This window comes from Bacillus sp. PS95, from assembly GCF_037963565.1.
GTDB lineage: Bacteria > Bacillota > Bacilli > Bacillales > Bacillaceae > Bacillus > Bacillus subtilis.
Genome location: NZ_CP150160.1, coordinates 495,025 through 510,753 on the forward strand (window position 1 = coordinate 495,025; position 15,729 = coordinate 510,753).

General features: G+C 45.4%; 19 protein-coding genes. 12 read left to right on the forward strand and 7 right to left on the reverse strand.

What is annotated here, in order from left to right:
* Window positions 1–14 precede the first annotated feature (14 nt).
* The 5 genes from NSQ12_RS02560 to NSQ12_RS02580 form a co-directional block, all read right to left on the reverse strand.
* Window positions 15–155 (reverse strand): hypothetical protein, encoded by a 141-nt coding sequence (locus NSQ12_RS02560; RefSeq protein WP_128992274.1) that lies wholly within the window; start codon window positions 153–155, stop codon window positions 15–17.
* Window positions 156–183: 28 nt separating this feature from the next.
* Window positions 184–450 carry a hypothetical protein gene (locus tag NSQ12_RS02565; RefSeq protein ID WP_009966591.1) on the reverse strand — a complete coding sequence of 89 codons (267 nt, stop codon included), beginning with the start codon at window positions 448–450 and terminating at the stop codon, window positions 184–186.
* Window positions 451–553: 103 nt separating this feature from the next.
* Window positions 554–1,831, reverse strand: a complete 1,278-nt coding sequence (locus tag NSQ12_RS02570) for an Nramp family divalent metal transporter (RefSeq protein WP_032680356.1) — start codon at window positions 1,829–1,831, stop codon at window positions 554–556.
* Between the two features lie 229 nt (window positions 1,832–2,060).
* Window positions 2,061–2,318, reverse strand: coding sequence for a GlsB/YeaQ/YmgE family stress response membrane protein (locus tag NSQ12_RS02575; RefSeq protein ID WP_003246519.1), 258 nt, complete (start codon window positions 2,316–2,318; stop codon window positions 2,061–2,063).
* A gap of 77 nt (window positions 2,319–2,395) precedes the next feature.
* Window positions 2,396–2,848, reverse strand: coding sequence for a DUF2188 domain-containing protein (locus NSQ12_RS02580; protein ID WP_080528941.1), 453 nt, complete (start codon window positions 2,846–2,848; stop codon window positions 2,396–2,398).
* 117 nt (window positions 2,849–2,965) lie between these two features.
* Here NSQ12_RS02580 and NSQ12_RS02585 point away from each other — a divergent pair, with 117 nt between their 5' ends.
* The 4 genes from NSQ12_RS02585 (at window position 2,966) to NSQ12_RS02600 (ending at window position 5,110) form a co-directional block, all read left to right on the forward strand.
* On the forward strand, window positions 2,966–3,784 hold the full coding sequence (locus NSQ12_RS02585) for an EcsC family protein (RefSeq protein WP_017697016.1): 819 nt from the start codon (window positions 2,966–2,968) through the stop codon (window positions 3,782–3,784).
* 128 nt (window positions 3,785–3,912) lie between these two features.
* Window positions 3,913–4,284, forward strand: coding sequence for a glucose starvation-inducible protein GsiB (gsiB, locus tag NSQ12_RS02590; RefSeq protein ID WP_003246542.1), 372 nt, complete (start codon window positions 3,913–3,915; stop codon window positions 4,282–4,284).
* A 131-nt stretch (window positions 4,285–4,415) separates the two neighbouring features.
* Window positions 4,416–4,757 carry a cupin domain-containing protein gene (locus NSQ12_RS02595; RefSeq protein ID WP_003246564.1) on the forward strand — a complete coding sequence of 114 codons (342 nt, stop codon included), beginning with the start codon at window positions 4,416–4,418 and terminating at the stop codon, window positions 4,755–4,757.
* Window positions 4,751–5,110, forward strand: coding sequence for a YdbC family protein (locus tag NSQ12_RS02600; RefSeq protein WP_339175833.1), 360 nt, complete (start codon window positions 4,751–4,753; stop codon window positions 5,108–5,110). Before NSQ12_RS02595 ends, NSQ12_RS02600 begins: the two co-directional genes overlap by 7 nt.
* Before the next feature lie 36 nt (window positions 5,111–5,146).
* On the opposite strand, the gene NSQ12_RS02605 is transcribed toward NSQ12_RS02600, so the two are convergent.
* A complete protein-coding gene (locus NSQ12_RS02605) occupies window positions 5,147–5,968 on the reverse strand; it encodes a manganese catalase family protein (protein ID WP_015715268.1) in 822 nt (273 codons plus the stop codon).
* Window positions 5,969–6,052: 84 nt separating this feature from the next.
* Window positions 6,053–7,105: a C4-dicarboxylate TRAP transporter substrate-binding protein DctB gene (gene dctB / locus NSQ12_RS02610; protein ID WP_163190398.1), complete on the reverse strand. Its 1,053-nt coding sequence runs from the start codon at window positions 7,103–7,105 to the stop codon at window positions 6,053–6,055.
* Window positions 7,106–7,174: 69 nt separating this feature from the next.
* On the opposite strand from dctB, the gene dctS reads away from it, so the two are divergent.
* The 8 genes from dctS to NSQ12_RS02650 all read left to right on the forward strand — a co-directional run bounded on the left by dctS (window position 7,175) and on the right by NSQ12_RS02650 (window position 15,707).
* Complete coding sequence (gene dctS / locus NSQ12_RS02615; RefSeq protein WP_339175837.1) at window positions 7,175–8,782, forward strand: two-component system sensor histidine kinase DctS; 1,608 nt, start codon at window positions 7,175–7,177, stop codon at window positions 8,780–8,782.
* On the forward strand, window positions 8,772–9,452 hold the full coding sequence (gene dctR, locus NSQ12_RS02620) for a two-component system response regulator DctR (RefSeq protein WP_014478888.1): 681 nt from the start codon (window positions 8,772–8,774) through the stop codon (window positions 9,450–9,452). The genes dctS and dctR overlap by 11 nt, the downstream gene beginning before the upstream one ends.
* Window positions 9,453–9,572: 120 nt before the next feature.
* The gene (gene dctP / locus NSQ12_RS02625) at window positions 9,573–10,838 is read left to right on the forward strand and encodes a C4-dicarboxylate transporter DctP (RefSeq protein WP_014475862.1); all 1,266 of its coding nucleotides are present in this window, start codon (window positions 9,573–9,575) and stop codon (window positions 10,836–10,838) included.
* Between the two features lie 148 nt (window positions 10,839–10,986).
* On the forward strand, window positions 10,987–12,039 hold the full coding sequence (locus NSQ12_RS02630; RefSeq protein ID WP_003246523.1) for an AI-2E family transporter: 1,053 nt from the start codon (window positions 10,987–10,989) through the stop codon (window positions 12,037–12,039).
* 276 nt (window positions 12,040–12,315) lie between these two features.
* Window positions 12,316–13,242: an ABC transporter ATP-binding protein gene (locus NSQ12_RS02635; protein WP_198878991.1), complete on the forward strand. Its 927-nt coding sequence runs from the start codon at window positions 12,316–12,318 to the stop codon at window positions 13,240–13,242.
* A complete protein-coding gene (locus NSQ12_RS02640; RefSeq protein WP_015715273.1) occupies window positions 13,235–14,002 on the forward strand; it encodes an ABC transporter permease in 768 nt (255 codons plus the stop codon). The genes NSQ12_RS02635 and NSQ12_RS02640 overlap by 8 nt, the downstream gene beginning before the upstream one ends.
* Window positions 14,003–14,096: 94 nt before the next feature.
* Window positions 14,097–14,432 carry a hypothetical protein gene (locus NSQ12_RS02645; protein ID WP_003225151.1) on the forward strand — a complete coding sequence of 112 codons (336 nt, stop codon included), beginning with the start codon at window positions 14,097–14,099 and terminating at the stop codon, window positions 14,430–14,432.
* Between the two features lie 129 nt (window positions 14,433–14,561).
* Entirely contained in the window at window positions 14,562–15,707 is a 1,146-nt protein-coding gene (locus tag NSQ12_RS02650) for an acyl-CoA dehydrogenase family protein (RefSeq protein ID WP_134155737.1), read from the forward strand.
* The last annotated feature ends 22 nt before the right edge of the window (window positions 15,708–15,729 follow it).

Here is a 15,729-nt window from a genome sequence, read left to right on the forward strand (position 1 = left end):
AAACGTATTTTCAGCTATAACATGTTTGAATTCATAAAATGATCGGTGTATGTATTAGGAACTGATTTCGCCATTCTCGAAACAGACAAAAGGACAAATGCATCTTGTTTCAAAGCAATGAGATGCATTTGTCCTTGTATGTTTATTCTTATCAAATCTTACAGACTTCTTCTCATAATAGGGTTATTTTTCTTTTTTCTTCAGCCCGAAGAAGAAAGGAAAAGCAGAACCGACCAAGAAGGTGCCGAATAAAAACATGCCGCCGATAAACACGTGGAAATTTGTGTGTCCGGCCGTAAACGCCGTGATTAGGGAAATAATACTGAGCACGATCATGGCAATGCCGGGCGCGACTCTCATTTTTCCCTTGGATTTATGGGCAGCAACAGAACATAAAATGCCGATAACAATAGGAACAATCCACAAATAAAACAGAATAAATACTGACATCATCAAAACTCCGATTTTTCTTCTATCATAACAAATTTCTGTCAAAAAGGGTATCAATGAGCTTTTGCAAAAAAATAAAAACCGGCTTTAGAAGCCGGTTTTTTTATCGAAACGTATCTACAATTAAAAACACATTCAAAGCAACGATCAATACAGCAATCAGCCAAGACACCACTGTGACCCATTTGGCGTTGATCAGAGATCCCATGATCCGTTTATTGCTTGTAAACATAATAAGCGGAATGAGGGCAAAGGCGATCCCGAAGGACAGCACGACCTGGCTCAGTACGAGAGCGGTCGTCGGATTAACTCCTGACGCGATGATCAAGATCGGCGGAATGATCGTGATAAAACGCCGTACATACAGCGGAATGCGGTAGTTGATAAATCCTTGCATAATCACGTCGCCTGAAAGTGTGCCGACAGACGAACTGGATAGACCGGCAACGAGCAGCCCGATCCCGAACAAAGCCGCAGACATAGGGCTGACAAGATGTCCGAATTGCTGAAATGCGACGTCGAGATCCTCAACAAACAGGCCGTTTTTGAAGAATAATGCGGCAGCCACAATCAGCATACTTGCATTAATAGCCCCTGCAATCAGCATCGCTATTAAAATATCAATAAATTCAAACCTAAAGATTTTTTTCCGTTCTGCATCAGTTTTGCCAACCACCCGCCGCTGTGTAAGGGCAGAGTGTAAATAAATGGCGTGCGGCATAACAGTTGCGCCAAGAATACCCGCTGCAAGAAGCACACTGTCGGTGCCATGAAACGCCGGGACAAAAAGGCCCTTCATCACTGACACGGCATCAGGCTTTGCGAAAAAGGTCTGCAGCGCAAAGGCGATCACGACCACAAACAGCATACCGGCAATACCGGCTTCAAGTGAGCGATAACCGCGGCGCTGAAGCTCCAATATCGCGAAAGAACCGATCGCCGCAATAATAGACGCTTCAAGCATCGGAATGCCGAACAGCAAATACAGTCCCAGAGCCGCTCCGATAAATTCCGCCAGGTCAGTTGCGATAATGACAAGCTCGCCCTGAATCCATAATCCGATCGAGACAGGCTTCGGGAATTCTTCACGGGCAACCTCAGGCAGATTTTTGCCTGTCGCAATACCGAGTTTGGCGGATAGGGATTGAATTAAAAGGGCCATGATATTAGAAAATAAGATCACCCATAAGAGCATATATCCGTATTTAGAACCCGCCGAAATATTCGTTGCGAAGTTGCCGGGATCAATATAGGCAATGGCTGCTATAAATGCAGGGCCGAGAAAAGGGAGCAGCCCTCTGAATCCTCTGATTTTCCCGTCAAGCGCATCTTGGACGGCTTTGGAACGGGGAGATTGTGCTGTGATGTCCTTGTTCATCATGTCTCACCTGAATTCTGTTTGTTTTTGCCGTACAACAAAGAGTTTCCTTAAGGCAAATTATTTTATCTACATCATATGACCATCCCGGTTTCTTGTCAACCGAAAATGTTCAAAATACACTTCTGAATTTTTCCCTGTTATGTAACATGATATGTAGGGATTCGGGATAAGGTCCCATATAAAAAGACATCGTTTCAGTTCGAAACGATGCCTTCTGTATCTAATGAGTCTAGGCTTCCTTCCGCAGCCCGCGGAATATAAGGCCCAGCAAGAATACGAAGATGGCTGCCCCGATGATGGCAGGGAAAATAGCAAAGCCGGCGAGGCTCGGTCCCCATGTGCCAAGAAGTCCGTGCCCGATCCAAGCGCCGATCAGCCCGGCAATCATAGAGCCGAAAATTCCTCCCGGCAGCCGGTTTCCTACAATGGCGCTCCCAATTAATCCGATAACAATAGCAACAACTAATGAAACCAAAAAGCTAAGCATCATGATCACCTCTCATAAATGATTTACCAATCAATAACCGCTCCTGATCATTTCGAAACACTTGAAAACATATTCCTTTATGATCCTGTTTTAATCTTTCTCTGCACACTGCCGTCAGCTAAATGAACAATGACCTCAGTGCCTTTATGCGCCGCGATTTCCTTTGCCCGTTCAATCGCTTCTTTCTTTGTATCCTTGATTTCAGACACACGTTTGGCGCCCTCGGCTTTGACTGCCCAGCCTTTTTTATGCTTAATAACATGTTCTGCTTTATTCATGAGCTCGGGGCCGCTGCCGCTGCTTGGATCAGCATCGCGTTCTGTCTCATCATCATGCGTCAGGAAATCGTCAATTTCATCTGGAGAGGCGTTTTCCGCCCATTCCTTCGCTTTGCTTGTCGCAATTGGAATCGCGCGCCCTTCCTCATAGCCTTCATCAATCATCGCATTCGCAATGTCTATCGCCTTTTTTCTCACCGGCTTCTCAAGATTTTTTAATGAAGCAGGATAATCCTTCATCGACCAAGGCATGTCCATCACTCCTTTTCCTTTTATAAAAATGGTACCCGCAGGCGAAAAATAAAAACGCATCCGAAAAAATGAAGGTATACTATATAGTAGAAAAAACGGAAGGGAAGTGCGGATTGGGTGCCAACAGAACGAAAAGAAGACTTACATCAGCAATTAAAAGAGATAGAGAAATGGGAAAAAGATCAGCAAAAAGTCTGGTTTTGGGAAAAGCTCAGCCGTCTCCCGTTTCAGCTGCTGGACAAGCTGACACCGGAATTCATCCAGAAAAAGATCGGCAAGCTCTTGGATGAGGTCGGCAGCTTTGTTCAAACAGGCGGACAGTACCTGACATCTGAAAAACAGATTATCAGGATATTTCAAAAGAAACTGCCGGAGGAGATCTTTGAATCGCTGGAGGACATCCGGAAGGCGCCTCTTTCTGTCATGGATGAAATTGCGGAAGGAATGGGCAAAAACAGAACCAACGCAGCAACCGTTCAAGGCGCGACAACCGGTGTGGGCGGCGTGTTTACGCTGGCGGCAGACATTCCGGCAGTGCTTGGCTTATCACTAAAAACATTACAGGATATCGCAGTCGCATACGGCTATGACCCAAAGGAGAAAAAAGAACGAGTCTTCATTGTGAAATGCCTGCAGCTTACGTCGGCTGATGTTGTCGGCAAAAGATCGATTTTGCAGGAATTAAAACACTACGATCAAGACCGTACATATAAGAATGTCGCTTCTCAAATCCAAGGCTGGCGAGAAGTCGTTTTGGGCTATCGAGACACGTTTGGCTGGAAAAAACTTTTCCAGATGGTGCCGGTTGCCGGAATGGTTTTTGGCGCCGCTGCCAATCGCTCAACATTAAACGACATTACCGAGACAGGCATGATGCTGTACAAAAAGAGGCGCATTCTTGAACGACTGAAAGAAACAGAACGAGAGATGGAATAGCAGAAAGCAGACGGACACCGCGATCCGCCTGCTTTTTTTAGTGGAAACATACCCAATGTGTTTTGTTTGTTTAAAAGAATTGTGAGCGGGAATACAACAACCAACACCAATTAAAGGAGGAATTCAAAATGGCAGACAATAACAAAATGAGCAGAGAAGAAGCAGGTAGAAAAGGCGGAGAAACAACAAGCAAGAACCATGACAAAGAATTCTATCAAGAGATTGGTCAAAAAGGCGGAGAAGCCACCAGCAAAAACCATGACAAAGAATTCTATCAGGAAATCGGCGAAAAAGGCGGAGAAGCCACTAGCAAGAACCATGACAAAGAGTTCTATCAAGAAATCGGTGAAAAAGGCGGAGAAGCCACTAGCGAAAATCATGATAAAGAATTCTATCAAGAAATCGGCCGAAAAGGCGGAGAGGCAACAAGCAAAAATCATGATAAAGAATTCTACCAAGAAATTGGCTCAAAAGGCGGAAACGCCCGCAACAACGACTAATCAAAAGCATAAAGGCAGACAACCTGTAAATAAAAAAGCGATCCGGCACATCAGCTGGATCGCTTTTTTTGGGAATCTTCTCAATTTATGCCGCTATTGCGATACAATAAGTGAAAAAGGGGTTTTCGCTAATGTCCAAGATGCAAAACTTGCTCGCCATCGCAAATGAAGTCAAAGAAAAGCACGCCAATTTTTCAATCTCAGAGGTCAACGACCACTGCGTGCGCCTTGCGGTGTTTACGGGAGAATATGACTGGCACCATCACCCTGACTCAGACGAATTGTTTATTGTTCTTGAAGGGGAGCTGCTGATCGATTTTAAGGACAAAGAAACCGCGGTGCTCAAAGCAAATGACAGCCTGCTGATCCCGAAAGGCACGGTTCACCGCACACGCTCTTATGTCAGAACGGTTAATCTCTGTGTGGAGCATAAACAAGCCGAAACCGTCATCATAGAGGAGCAGCCATGCTAATCAAAAAGATGATATGTGAAGTAGACGCTGCAAACGCTGAAGCATTTGCAAAAGCGCAGTCACAGTGGGAAGCATTATCGCATATAAGCGGCTTTATCAAACAGGCCGGCGGCTGGCGAAAAACGATAGACGAGCCGCTCACCGCAGAAATCATCAGTGTATGGGAAAACAGAGAAGCCTATGATCATTTTATGGAGAACGAACATGACAGCATATACGAGGAAAACGATCAGAAGGCTGTAATTCTTTCGATAGAGGTGACGGTGTACGAAGAGGATAAACCGTTCGTTCACGATCTGTTTCATAACCCTGATATCCGGTACGAACCAGACTGGACGGTTCTGAAGGCATAATCAAAGCCCAAAACATCATGTTTTGGGCTTGTCTCTTTACTCGCGTCCCGGAAGTGTATTATGAACAAAAGGCGGTGCTGGTTTTAACTCCGGTTTTTCTCCAAACGTTTTTGCTTCTTTCACATATTCAAAGGCTTCTCCGTCCGGCGCTTTTTCATTCAGCCAGTTTTGCTCGGCGCTTTCTTCGCCTTCAGAGAAATTGATAAGCTGATGTGAGAACTCTTGTTTTTCGAGCGCTTTCGGGAATGTACCCGGCACAACCGGACCTTCCTGTGCTTCTAATTCTTTAATGGCGGCAAGCCATTGGTTCTGGTGCATTGTGTCACGCGCCAGCAGGAAGCTGAGCATATCTTTGACGCCTTTGTCATCCGTCATTTCAAACAGGCGTGCGACCTGCAGACGGCCCTGAGATTCCGCATTCAGGTTGGCGCGGAAGTCTGCCAGCAGGTTTCCGCTTGCTACGATATAACCGCCGCTCCAAGGTACGCCTGTACTGCTTTCCGGCATGGCGCCAAGTCCTGATACAATCGCATGGTGAGGGTTCATGCCGCCTAGGATGGAGCCGATGACCGGATCTTCAGCAGCTTTTTCCTGCTGATCAAGAGGGGCATCCTCAAGAAGTCTGGCAATCATCGTTGCGATCATTTCAACATGCCCGAGCTCCTCAGTTGCCGTATCCATCAGCAAGTCCTTGTATTTTTCATTTCCTCTTGTGTTCCAGCCTTGAAATAAGTACTGCATGGCAACTGAAATTTCTCCGAATTGCCCGCCTAAAATTTCTTGCATTTTTTTAGCGAATAATGGATCTGGACGATCTGGTTTAGCAGGATGCTGCAGCATTTTTGTGTGCTTAAACATGTACCCATCTCCTTTTTCGTTTATCTCTTTTTATATTTCCGATCGATAGAAAGATAAACGAAAAACAGCGTATCGAGATGGGAACTATGAATCTTTTCGCAGCTCCAACAGTTCCCGGATCAGCTCCCGGCCAAAGATGGGCTCATACTGCCGGTAAACAGGGTCAAGACGCTTCATCCATTCTTGTTTCTCTTTATCTGACAGCTCATAAATATGTATAGCAGAATTCTTTTTGATTTCTTCCAGCTGCTCCTTGTTCATTTGTTCGGCATACGTTTCATTCCACTCCGTCGTCTCCTTCATCGCTTCAGTCAAAATGCGCCTTGTTTCTGGTGTTTGCGCCTTCCAGAAGTGTTCATCAGTCATGACAGCGTAGCCGAGATAACCGTGGCTGCTTATTGTCAAATAGTCCTGAACATTATAAAATTTTTTAGAATAGATGTTTGAAATTGTATTTTCTTCGCCATCGACTACATTGTTTTCTAACAGCTGAAAGGTAGAATTGAAGGATTCCTGATGAGGTGTTGCGCCAAGCAGCTTGAACTGGTCCTCAATCACATCGCTTTGCATAATGCGCAGATCCTGCCCTTTTAAATCATCCGGTGTTTTGACCGGCCCTTGATTTGTTGTGATTTGCTTAAAGCCGTTCGTCCAATAGGCCAGTCCTTTTAATTGGTTTTTCTTTAGAGAATCAAACAGCTGTGTGCCGATGCTTCCGTTCAACCCTTTTTTGACGGCGTTGTAATCTGTAAATGCATACGGCAGATCCAGCACTCCCCATTCAGGCGAGAGCATGCCGAGCTTCGATGTGGAGGGGGCGATAAATTGAACATCGCCGTTTTGCAATGCTTCAATTTCTTCGATGTCCGAGTACAGGCTTCCATTCGGAAATACTTCTATTTTTATTTTCCCGCCTGATTTTTCGTTCACCAGATCAGCGAATTTATTGGCGGCCAGCCCTTTTGGCGTATTTTCAGCAACCACGTGGCTGAATTTAAACACGATTTGATCCTGCAGGCCTTCTTGGTCGTCATCATAAACAGCCTTTTTATTGCCTGTATGATCATGGAATCCGATAAATAAAGCGGTTGCAATTCCAGCGATCATCAGTGCGAGACATGCAAGCAAACTCTTCATGAAAAGCCCTCCCCTATGTTAAGGATAATGGGGGCAATGACATTCGTAAAGACCTGAAAGGAGAAGCTGATGAACAAAAAGAAGCTCTCAATCCGTTGGAAAATCACGATCTTATCCTATATACTCGTCATTTTCTCCTTTTTGATCGGCGGCATTGTGCTCATCGGCAACATTCAGCATACAGAGGAGCGGGAGCTGAAAAAGCGGCTGATGAATACGGCCCGGACGGTGTCAGAGATGACAGAAGTGAAAGAAGCCTTGGCGCGAAAAAAACAAACAGAAGCTGTTCGCCATGCGGTTGAAGAAATCAGGATGATTAATGAAGCAGACTATATTGTCGTCATGGATATGAATCACATCCGATATACGCATCCTGTCAGCACAAGCATCGGCAAGAAATCAGAAGGTGCAGACGAGGAGGCAGCGTTTGCGGAGCACATTTATTTCTCTGAAGCAAAGGGCGAGATCGGCACGGCGGTTCGCGCTTTTTATCCGGTTAAGGATCAAGACCTGAACCAAATAGGCGTGGTGCTTGTCGGAAAAACGCTGCCGGGGATCGCTGACATCCTGCTTCATTTAAAGCGTGATATCGCCTTCATCGTTGTGCTGACACTCGGCTTTGGCCTTGCTGGTTCCTTTTTGCTGGCCCGCCATATCAAAAAACAAATGTTTCAGCTTGAACCCCATGAGATTGTCCGAATGTATGAAGAACGGACAGCGACGTTTCACTCGATGAATGAAGGGGTGATCGCCATTGACAATCGGCTCGTCATTACGATTTTCAATGAAAAAGCGAAACAGATCTTTGAAGTGCATGGGGATCTGATCGGCAAGGTGATTTGGGAGGTTCTCAAGGATTCGCGCCTGCCCGAAATCGTGGAGCGGAACAAAGCGGTTTATAATGAAGAAATTCGTGTCAGCGGAAAAGTCATCATGAGCAGCAGAATTCCGATCGTCATGAAGAAAAAAGTGATCGGCGCCGTTGCGATTTTTCAGGACAGAACGGAAGCGGCCAAGATGGCAGAGGAATTGACTGGTGTCAGAAACTTTGTGGAGGCGCTCCGTGTCCAAAACCATGAGCATATGAATAAGCTGCACACGATCGCCGGTCTCATCCAGCTGGGGAAATCTGGAAAAGCCTTGCAGCTTGCATTCCAGGCGTCAACTGAGCAGGAAAATGTGACTGAATTTCTGCACCGCTCGATTCAAAATGACGCTGCGGCAGGCCTTCTATTAAGTAAAATCAGGAGGGGAAGAGAGCTCGGCATTGCTGTTCATATAGATGAAAACAGCAGCCTTCAGCAATTTCCCGAGCATGTTGATCAGCATGATATTGTCGTGCTTTTGGGGAATCTGATTGAAAATGCCTTCGGCTCATTTGAAACCGTTCAATCTGAAGACAAACGAATTGACATTAGTATCGAACAAACAGATGATATCCTTGCTATTTTAATAGAAGATAACGGCTGCGGAATTGATCCGGCACATATGCCTCGCCTTTACGACAAAGGTTTTACGGTCAATAAAACTGGCGGCACAGGCTATGGCCTGTATCTAGTGAAACAAATCATAGACAAAGGATCGGGCACGATAGAAGTTGATTCACATGCGGGGCAGGGGACATCTTTTTCTATCGTTTTTCCAATGAAGGGGGAGGAAGTACAGCATGGCTCGTAAAGAATGGAAGGTTCTGCTCATTGAAGACGATCCGATGGTTCAAGAGGTCAATAAGGATTTCATTACAACTGTTAAAGGCGTTACTGTCTGTGCAACGGCAGGAAACGGAGAGGAAGGCATGAAGCTGATTAAAGAAGAACAGCCAGATCTCGTCATTCTCGATGTGTACATGCCGAAAAAAGACGGCATCAAGACCTTGCAGGAGATCAGAAAGCAAAAGCTTGAAGTGGATGTCATTGTCGTCTCCGCTGCAAAAGACAAGGAAACGATCTCACTCATGCTGCAAAACGGGGCGATTGACTATATCTTAAAGCCGTTTAAGCTTGAGCGAATGAGACAGGCGCTCGAAAAGTACAAGCAATATAAACAAAAAATCGAAGCGAATGATACGCTGTCCCAGGAACAGCTCGATGCGATCCTGAATATTCCGCAGCAGGCCGTACAGGATCTGCCGAAAGGGTTGAATCACTTCACGATGAATGAAGTCACTGCTTTTTTGAAACAGCAAACCGCATCCCTTTCTGCTGAAGAGGTCGCCAAGGCGCTCGGCATCGCCAGAGTGACAGCCAGACGATATCTTGATTACTTAGAAAAAACCGGGATCATCAAATTGGACGTTCAATACGGCGGAGTCGGCCGGCCGGTCAACCGCTACGTGTTAAAAGGATAAACCTGAGACCAAAAAGACCAAAATGTCCGTTATGATCATAAACTTCCCCAGACGTTATGAAAACGCTATCATTCTAGTAAGAAAGACACAAAAGGCGAATAGGACAGGGGGATGAAGGATATGAAACTGTTTAAAAATTTAACAGTTCAGGTCATAACCGCGGTCATCATCGGGGTCATTGTCGGGCTGGTCTGGCCGGATGTCGGCAAAGAAATGAAACCGCTTGGCGATACATTTATCAACGCTGTTAAAATGGTGATCGCACCAATCATTTTCTTCACAATCGTTCTCGGGATTGCAAAAATGGGCGATATGAAGAAGGTTGGAAAAGTAGGGGGAAAAGCGTTTATCTATTTCGAGGTTGTCACCACCCTCGCACTCATTATCGGTTTATTTGTCGTCAATATTATGAAGCCGGGTGCGGGTCTTGATTACAGCAAGCTTGAAAAGGGAGATGTATCACAATACACGCAAAATGGCGGTCAGGGAATCGACTGGATTGAATTTGTTACACACATTGTTCCATCCAACATGGTTGATGCCTTCGCAAAAGGGGACATTTTGCAGGTCTTATTCTTTTCTATTCTTTTCGGAGTGGGTCTTGCGGCATTAGGTGAAAAAGGGAAAAGCGTCATTGATTTCTTCGACAAGGTTTCTCACGTTTTTTTCAAAATTATCGGCTACATTATGCGTGCCGCGCCAATCGGGGCATTCGGGGCGATGGCGTATACAATCGGACACTTCGGGCTCGATTCCATCAAACCGCTGGCAAGCTTAATGATGTCTGTTTATATTACGATGTTCCTGTTCGTATTTGTTGCTTTAAATATCATCTGCAAGCTTTACGGATTCAGCCTGTGGAATTACCTTCGCTTCATTAAAGATGAGCTTCTGATCGTGCTTGGCACAAGCTCTTCCGAATCGGTGCTTCCGCGTATGATGGATAAAATGGAGCGCTACGGCTGTTCCAAATCAGTTGTCGGGCTTGTTATTCCGACGGGCTATTCGTTTAACCTCGACGGCACATCCATTTATTTATCAATGGCGACTGTCTTTCTGGCACAGGTGTTTGGAGTAGACCTCAGCATCGGCCAGCAAATTACGATTATCCTCGTTCTGATGCTGACATCGAAGGGAGCGGCAGGTGTGACGGGAAGCGGATTTATCGTCCTTGCCTCAACGCTGTCAGCGCTGCAGGTCATTCCGCTGGAGGGTCTTGCACTCCTGCTCGGGGTCGACCGTTTCATGAGTGAAGGAAGAGCCATTGTGAACCTGATCGGAAACGGAATCGCCACGATCATTGTTGCCAAAAGCGAAAATGAATTTGATGAAGCAAAAAGCGTAGAGGCTGTTGAAGGCATGAAAAAAATGAAAACAGCAGTCTGAAAAAAGAACGGCCCATCCATGGGGCCGTTTTTTTAATTGTTTAAGAATTATTAAGGTAAGGACAGAGACCTCAGCATTTTTTTGTTATATAATTTACAAATGGATACTATATTGAATGAAGGACGTTTGTCCTAACAGGAGTGTATAAATGGCCGCTTTAGTTAAATTTTTTCAGCACCCGGGAGTAAGGCGTTTCTCCATCTTTGTCGTGTTAACTGGTGTGTTATATCTATTTAAGAGCATGATCAACTTAATATTGCTTACCTTCATTTTCACATTTCTAATGGATCGTTTGGAGCTTGTCGTGCGGCAGTTTGTAAGCCAGTTCTTCCGCGTGAGCCAGCGGGTTGTCATTACGTTTCTTTACATGTTGCTGGCTGTGCTGCTTACAGTCGGGGGCTTTGTGTTTTATCCGGTCGTCGCGGCGCAGATCCAGCAGCTGGTAAAGCAGATTAAACATATTGCGTATCACCCTGACAGCATCCCTTTCTTTGATGAGATCACCAGTGTCTTCGGAGATATTAACATCAGTTCATATGTCAAAGAGGGCTTCAATGTAGTGTATACGTATTTGGCCGATATCAGCACATTCGGCTTGCAGGTCGTGATGGCGCTCATTCTCAGCATGTTTTTCTTATTTGAGAAAAAACGGCTTTCTGAATTCATGGCGAAATTTAAAACGAGCAAACTGAGGGTCTTTTATGAGGAAATTGCTTTTTTCGGAAGCAAATTTGCAAGAACGTTCGGCAAGGTGCTCGAGGCTCAATTTATCATTGCGCTCGTCAACTGTATTCTGACGTTTATCGCGCTTTGGATTATGCATTTTCCGCAGCTGTTTGGGCTTTCGATTATGGTGTTCTTCCTTGGGTTGATCCCTGTAGCAGGCGTCGTCATTTCCCTGATTCCGCTCAGCATTATCGCCTACAGCACTGGCGGCGGAATGTATGTGCTCTACATTGTTCTTGTCATATTCGCCATTCATGCGATCGAAACATATTTCTTAAACCCGAAGCTGATGTCGGCGAAAACAGAGCTGCCAATCTTTTTTACCTTCACAGTACTCATTTTCTCTGAACACTTCTTCGGCATTTGGGGTTTAATTATCGGGATTCCGATCTTTGTGTTTCTCCTTGATATTCTGGATGTCACCAACAAGGAAGATAGGTCTAAAGGACCCCGAGAGAATAGCGATAAAAAGTAGTTTAAAATCGAATAATGAGTGTGCCTCAATCTGCCGGCCTGCCTGTTCGGTGCATGGAATTAAGACTCGGAATCGGAGCTTGGCATTGCTTCGCACAGTGGTGAACACAACAGGTGACAATGCCTGTCATCATTACAGAAACTGAAAAGAACAAACAGTCGGAGCAAACGCTCATCATCGGTTTAACCAAACATTTGGAAGCAACAAATGCTATAATACAAACAGTGCCTAATGTTAGGCACTGTTTATTTTTTGTCGAAAAAGGAGGAAGGCTTTATGGCTGAGCCGATTTTACATATTGAAGGCCTCGATAAAAAGATTGGGTCTAAACAGATTTTAAAACAGATCAGCATGGACGTCATGGAGGGTGAAATCATCGGCCTTCTCGGTCCGAATGGTTCCGGAAAAACAACACTCATCCGTATCATCGTCGGGCTGCTGAAACAAAACAGCGGAAGCGTGACAATCAGCGGATTCCAGCATGATACAGAGTTTGAAAAAGCGATGGAAGCGGTTGGAGCGATTGTTGAGAACCCTGAGTTCTATCCGTACCTGACAGGCTGGGAAAACCTCAAGCACTTTGCGAATATGCACAAAAAAATAGCGGATGAACGGCTTGATGAAGTGGTGGAACGTGTCGGGCTGACGTCAGCGATTCATGATAAGGTGAAAACCTATTCCCTTGGGATGCGCCAGCGTCTGGGAATCGCCCAGGCAATTCTTCACCAGCCGAAGCTTCTCATTCTAGATGAACCGACAAACGGCCTCGATCCTGCGGGGATGAAGGATTTTCGCGATCATATTAAGGAACTCGCAGAAATGGAAGGAACAGCTGTCCTGTTCGCCACTCATTTATTGCGGGAGGTTGAAGACTTGTGCGACCGTGTCATCATCATTCAAAAAGGTGAGATCAAAGCGGAAGTCAGCTTACAAGGAACTGATCAAACCACAGAAAAAGCGATTATAGAAGTGCAGCCGCAAGAAAAAGCGCTCAATTGGCTGACAGGCAATCAATATCAAGCTGAGAGCCAAGACGGGACGATTGTAGTTGAGGTGGCAAAAGAAAACATACCGGAGCTGAACCGATCACTTGTCGGACAAGGTCTGAATGTATTTTCCATTACACCTTACACACAGTCACTGGAAGACGAATTTATAAAAGCGACAACAGCTCATCAAGAGGAGGGAGAAGAGCTTGTCTAAATTGATTTGGAATGAACATATGAAACTTTTTAATCGGAAGGTCACTTTGGTTTCCCTTATCCTGATGGCTGTCTTTCAATTCTTCATGGCATTGATCATTAAACGGATTGTCATCAGTGCCGGAACAGATGAAAACTTCATCGGCTATTTATCGTATACACCGAGCCTGAACATTTTGCTGCAGGCTTTAACGATCGTAATTGCAGCAACAATTGTTTCGATGGAATTTGATAAAAAGACGATCAAATTTTTGCTCATTCGTCCGGTTAAACGCCAAAAGGTCTTTTGGTCAAAATTAATCACAGTCGTGATGGTCAGCTTCTATTTGTATCTGGCATACTACATTCTCGCATTATTATTCGGTCTCGTGTTTTTTGGCACATCGGTGACTGCGGAATCAAAGACATTGCTGGTCAACACCTTGGCGCTGATCGGGTCAAACTGGCTTGAAGCTGTAATGATGGGATTATTCGGGCTGCTTTGTTCTTCGCTGTTCCGCAATAGCGCGGTAGCAGTTGTTGTTTCTTTTGTCGTTTTATACGGAGCGAGTACACTTGTTCAGCTCATGAAGTTGTTTGAAAACAAGTGGGGCAGCTTTTTGCTTTTTGCGAACACTGACTTTACGCAATACAGAAGCGGAGAGACAGCGTTGTTTTCAGGCATGACGCCATTGTTTTCAATTGGCATTCTCATCATACATGCCATATTCTTCATCGTTGTTGGCTGGTGGTGCTTCTGTAAACGGGATGTTCGGGTCTAAAGGCAAGGAATGACATTTTTGTGAAAAAGCTCACGTAAATCAATATCAAGTGATATTTTGGTTTATACTAAAGGTACTGACGGAGGTGTCTCGATTGAGGAACTTTATTACCGCTTTACCGATTGTATTGCTGCTTGGATTCTCATTTGTGTCATTCATGTTTCAGTTTGAACATCTTGTTTATTTCAGGCTCGCGCTTGGGTTGTTTTCTCTCGTGGGACTGTACATGATATATAAAATGAAGACGGGCATCCGCTATTTTATCATCTATCTGTATGCCAGCTGGATTGTGTTGGCCGCAGTGACCGCTTTTGAAGAGCCGATTTTCTCGAGCTTTTTCTTTGGCGGCCTGGTGATGACGATGGGTTACCTGACATATATGCTGATTTATCTCGGCATGAAACAAGACCGGGATGCAAATCCTGTGTAATCGCGCTGTTCCCTTGGGGAACGGCGTGTTTTTCTATACTGGACAAAAAGATTAACAGTTGCGGAAAAAGAGCAGGAAATCTATAATACATATTAAATTTATCGGAATTAAAACTTGGGGGGCTGCCGGATGTCATTATTTATACAAAACGATCAACAACGGCAATGGATGGAGAAAATCGGACGGATTGCGGATGAATTTCAGCAAACAGCTGCTGAAGATGACGAACAGGGACGTTTTCCTGCAGAGAAAATACAAAAACTGCGTGATGCTGGGTATACAGCATTAACATTGCCGGCATCTCATGGCGGAGGGGGCATTTCTGTTTACGATATGCTCTTGTTTCAAGAACGGCTTGCACGGGGAGATGCTCCGACGGCTCTTAGTATCGGCTGGCATTTGAGCGTGATCGGGGAGCTTGGAGAAGGCAACAGCTGGGATGAAGACGTATTTGCATTTGTTGCCAAGGAAGTCCAAAACGGAGCTGTCATTAACAGGGCGGCGACTGAAGCGAAAACCGGAAGCCCGACAAGAGGAGGGCGTCCCGGTACACACGCCGTCAAAAAGGATGGCAAATGGGCAGTGAACGGGAGAAAAACCTTTACGACGATGTCTCAAGCACTGGATTATTTTTTAGTAACCGCATGGATTGAAGACAAACAAACAACAGGCGTGTTTCTCATTCATAAAGATGATCACGGCTTGTCGATTGAAGAAACGTGGGATATGATGGCGATGCGGGCGACTGGGAGCCATGACCTTGTACTGAACGAAGTCATGCTTGATGAGAATAAGCTGGTGGAACTGCTTCAAGGGCCTCGCGGAGCTAAGCCGAATGGCTGGCTGCTTCACATTCCAGCGATCTATCTTGGTGTTGCTCAAGCTGCTCGTGACTATGCAGTGCAATTTGCATCTGAGTATTCTCCAAATAGCTTGAATGGACCGATCAAGAATGTCCCGGCCGTACAGCAAAGAACAGGCGAAATGGAGCTTGAACTGCTCAATGCCAGACACTTTCTTTTCCATATCGCTCAATTGTATGACGATCCGGAGCGGCGTCCACACTTGACAAGCGAGCTCGGTGCGGCTAAGCATATCGTCACAAACGCTGCGCTGTCTGTTGTTGATAAAGCGATGAGAATTGTCGGGGCCAAAAGCCTGGAACGAACCAACCCGCTTCAGCGCTATTACCGTGATGTGCGCGCCGGTCTTCACAACCCGCCGATGGATGACGCCGTGATACACAAGCTGGCAGCTGAAGCGTTTGAGTCATAAAAAAAGAGCCTAGCCGGCTCTT

What these genes read in the sequence shown, in the direction of transcription:
- NSQ12_RS02565 (WP_009966591.1), bottom strand. Translation starts at nt 450, where the DNA reads ATGTCAGTATTTATTCTGTTTTATTTGTGGATTGTTCCTATTGTTATC.
- NSQ12_RS02570 (WP_032680356.1), bottom strand. Translation starts at nt 1,831, where the DNA reads ATGATGAACAAGGACATCACAGCACAATCTCCCCGTTCCAAAGCCGTC.
- NSQ12_RS02575 (WP_003246519.1), bottom strand. Translation starts at nt 2,318, where the DNA reads ATGCTTAGCTTTTTGGTTTCATTAGTTGTTGCTATTGTTATCGGATTA.
- NSQ12_RS02580 (WP_080528941.1), bottom strand. Translation starts at nt 2,848, where the DNA reads ATGCCTTGGTCGATGAAGGATTATCCTGCTTCATTAAAAAATCTTGAG.
- gsiB (WP_003246542.1), top strand. Translation starts at nt 3,913, where the DNA reads ATGGCAGACAATAACAAAATGAGCAGAGAAGAAGCAGGTAGAAAAGGC.
- NSQ12_RS02595 (WP_003246564.1), top strand. Translation starts at nt 4,416, where the DNA reads ATGTCCAAGATGCAAAACTTGCTCGCCATCGCAAATGAAGTCAAAGAA.
- NSQ12_RS02600 (WP_339175833.1), top strand. Translation starts at nt 4,751, where the DNA reads ATGCTAATCAAAAAGATGATATGTGAAGTAGACGCTGCAAACGCTGAA.
- NSQ12_RS02605 (WP_015715268.1), bottom strand. Translation starts at nt 5,968, where the DNA reads ATGTTTAAGCACACAAAAATGCTGCAGCATCCTGCTAAACCAGATCGT.
- dctB (WP_163190398.1), bottom strand. Translation starts at nt 7,105, where the DNA reads ATGAAGAGTTTGCTTGCATGTCTCGCACTGATGATCGCTGGAATTGCA.
- dctS (WP_339175837.1), top strand. Translation starts at nt 7,175, where the DNA reads ATGAACAAAAAGAAGCTCTCAATCCGTTGGAAAATCACGATCTTATCC.
- dctR (WP_014478888.1), top strand. Translation starts at nt 8,772, where the DNA reads ATGGCTCGTAAAGAATGGAAGGTTCTGCTCATTGAAGACGATCCGATG.
- dctP (WP_014475862.1), top strand. Translation starts at nt 9,573, where the DNA reads ATGAAACTGTTTAAAAATTTAACAGTTCAGGTCATAACCGCGGTCATC.
- NSQ12_RS02630 (WP_003246523.1), top strand. Translation starts at nt 10,987, where the DNA reads ATGGCCGCTTTAGTTAAATTTTTTCAGCACCCGGGAGTAAGGCGTTTC.
- NSQ12_RS02635 (WP_198878991.1), top strand. Translation starts at nt 12,316, where the DNA reads ATGGCTGAGCCGATTTTACATATTGAAGGCCTCGATAAAAAGATTGGG.
- NSQ12_RS02650 (WP_134155737.1), top strand. Translation starts at nt 14,562, where the DNA reads ATGTCATTATTTATACAAAACGATCAACAACGGCAATGGATGGAGAAA.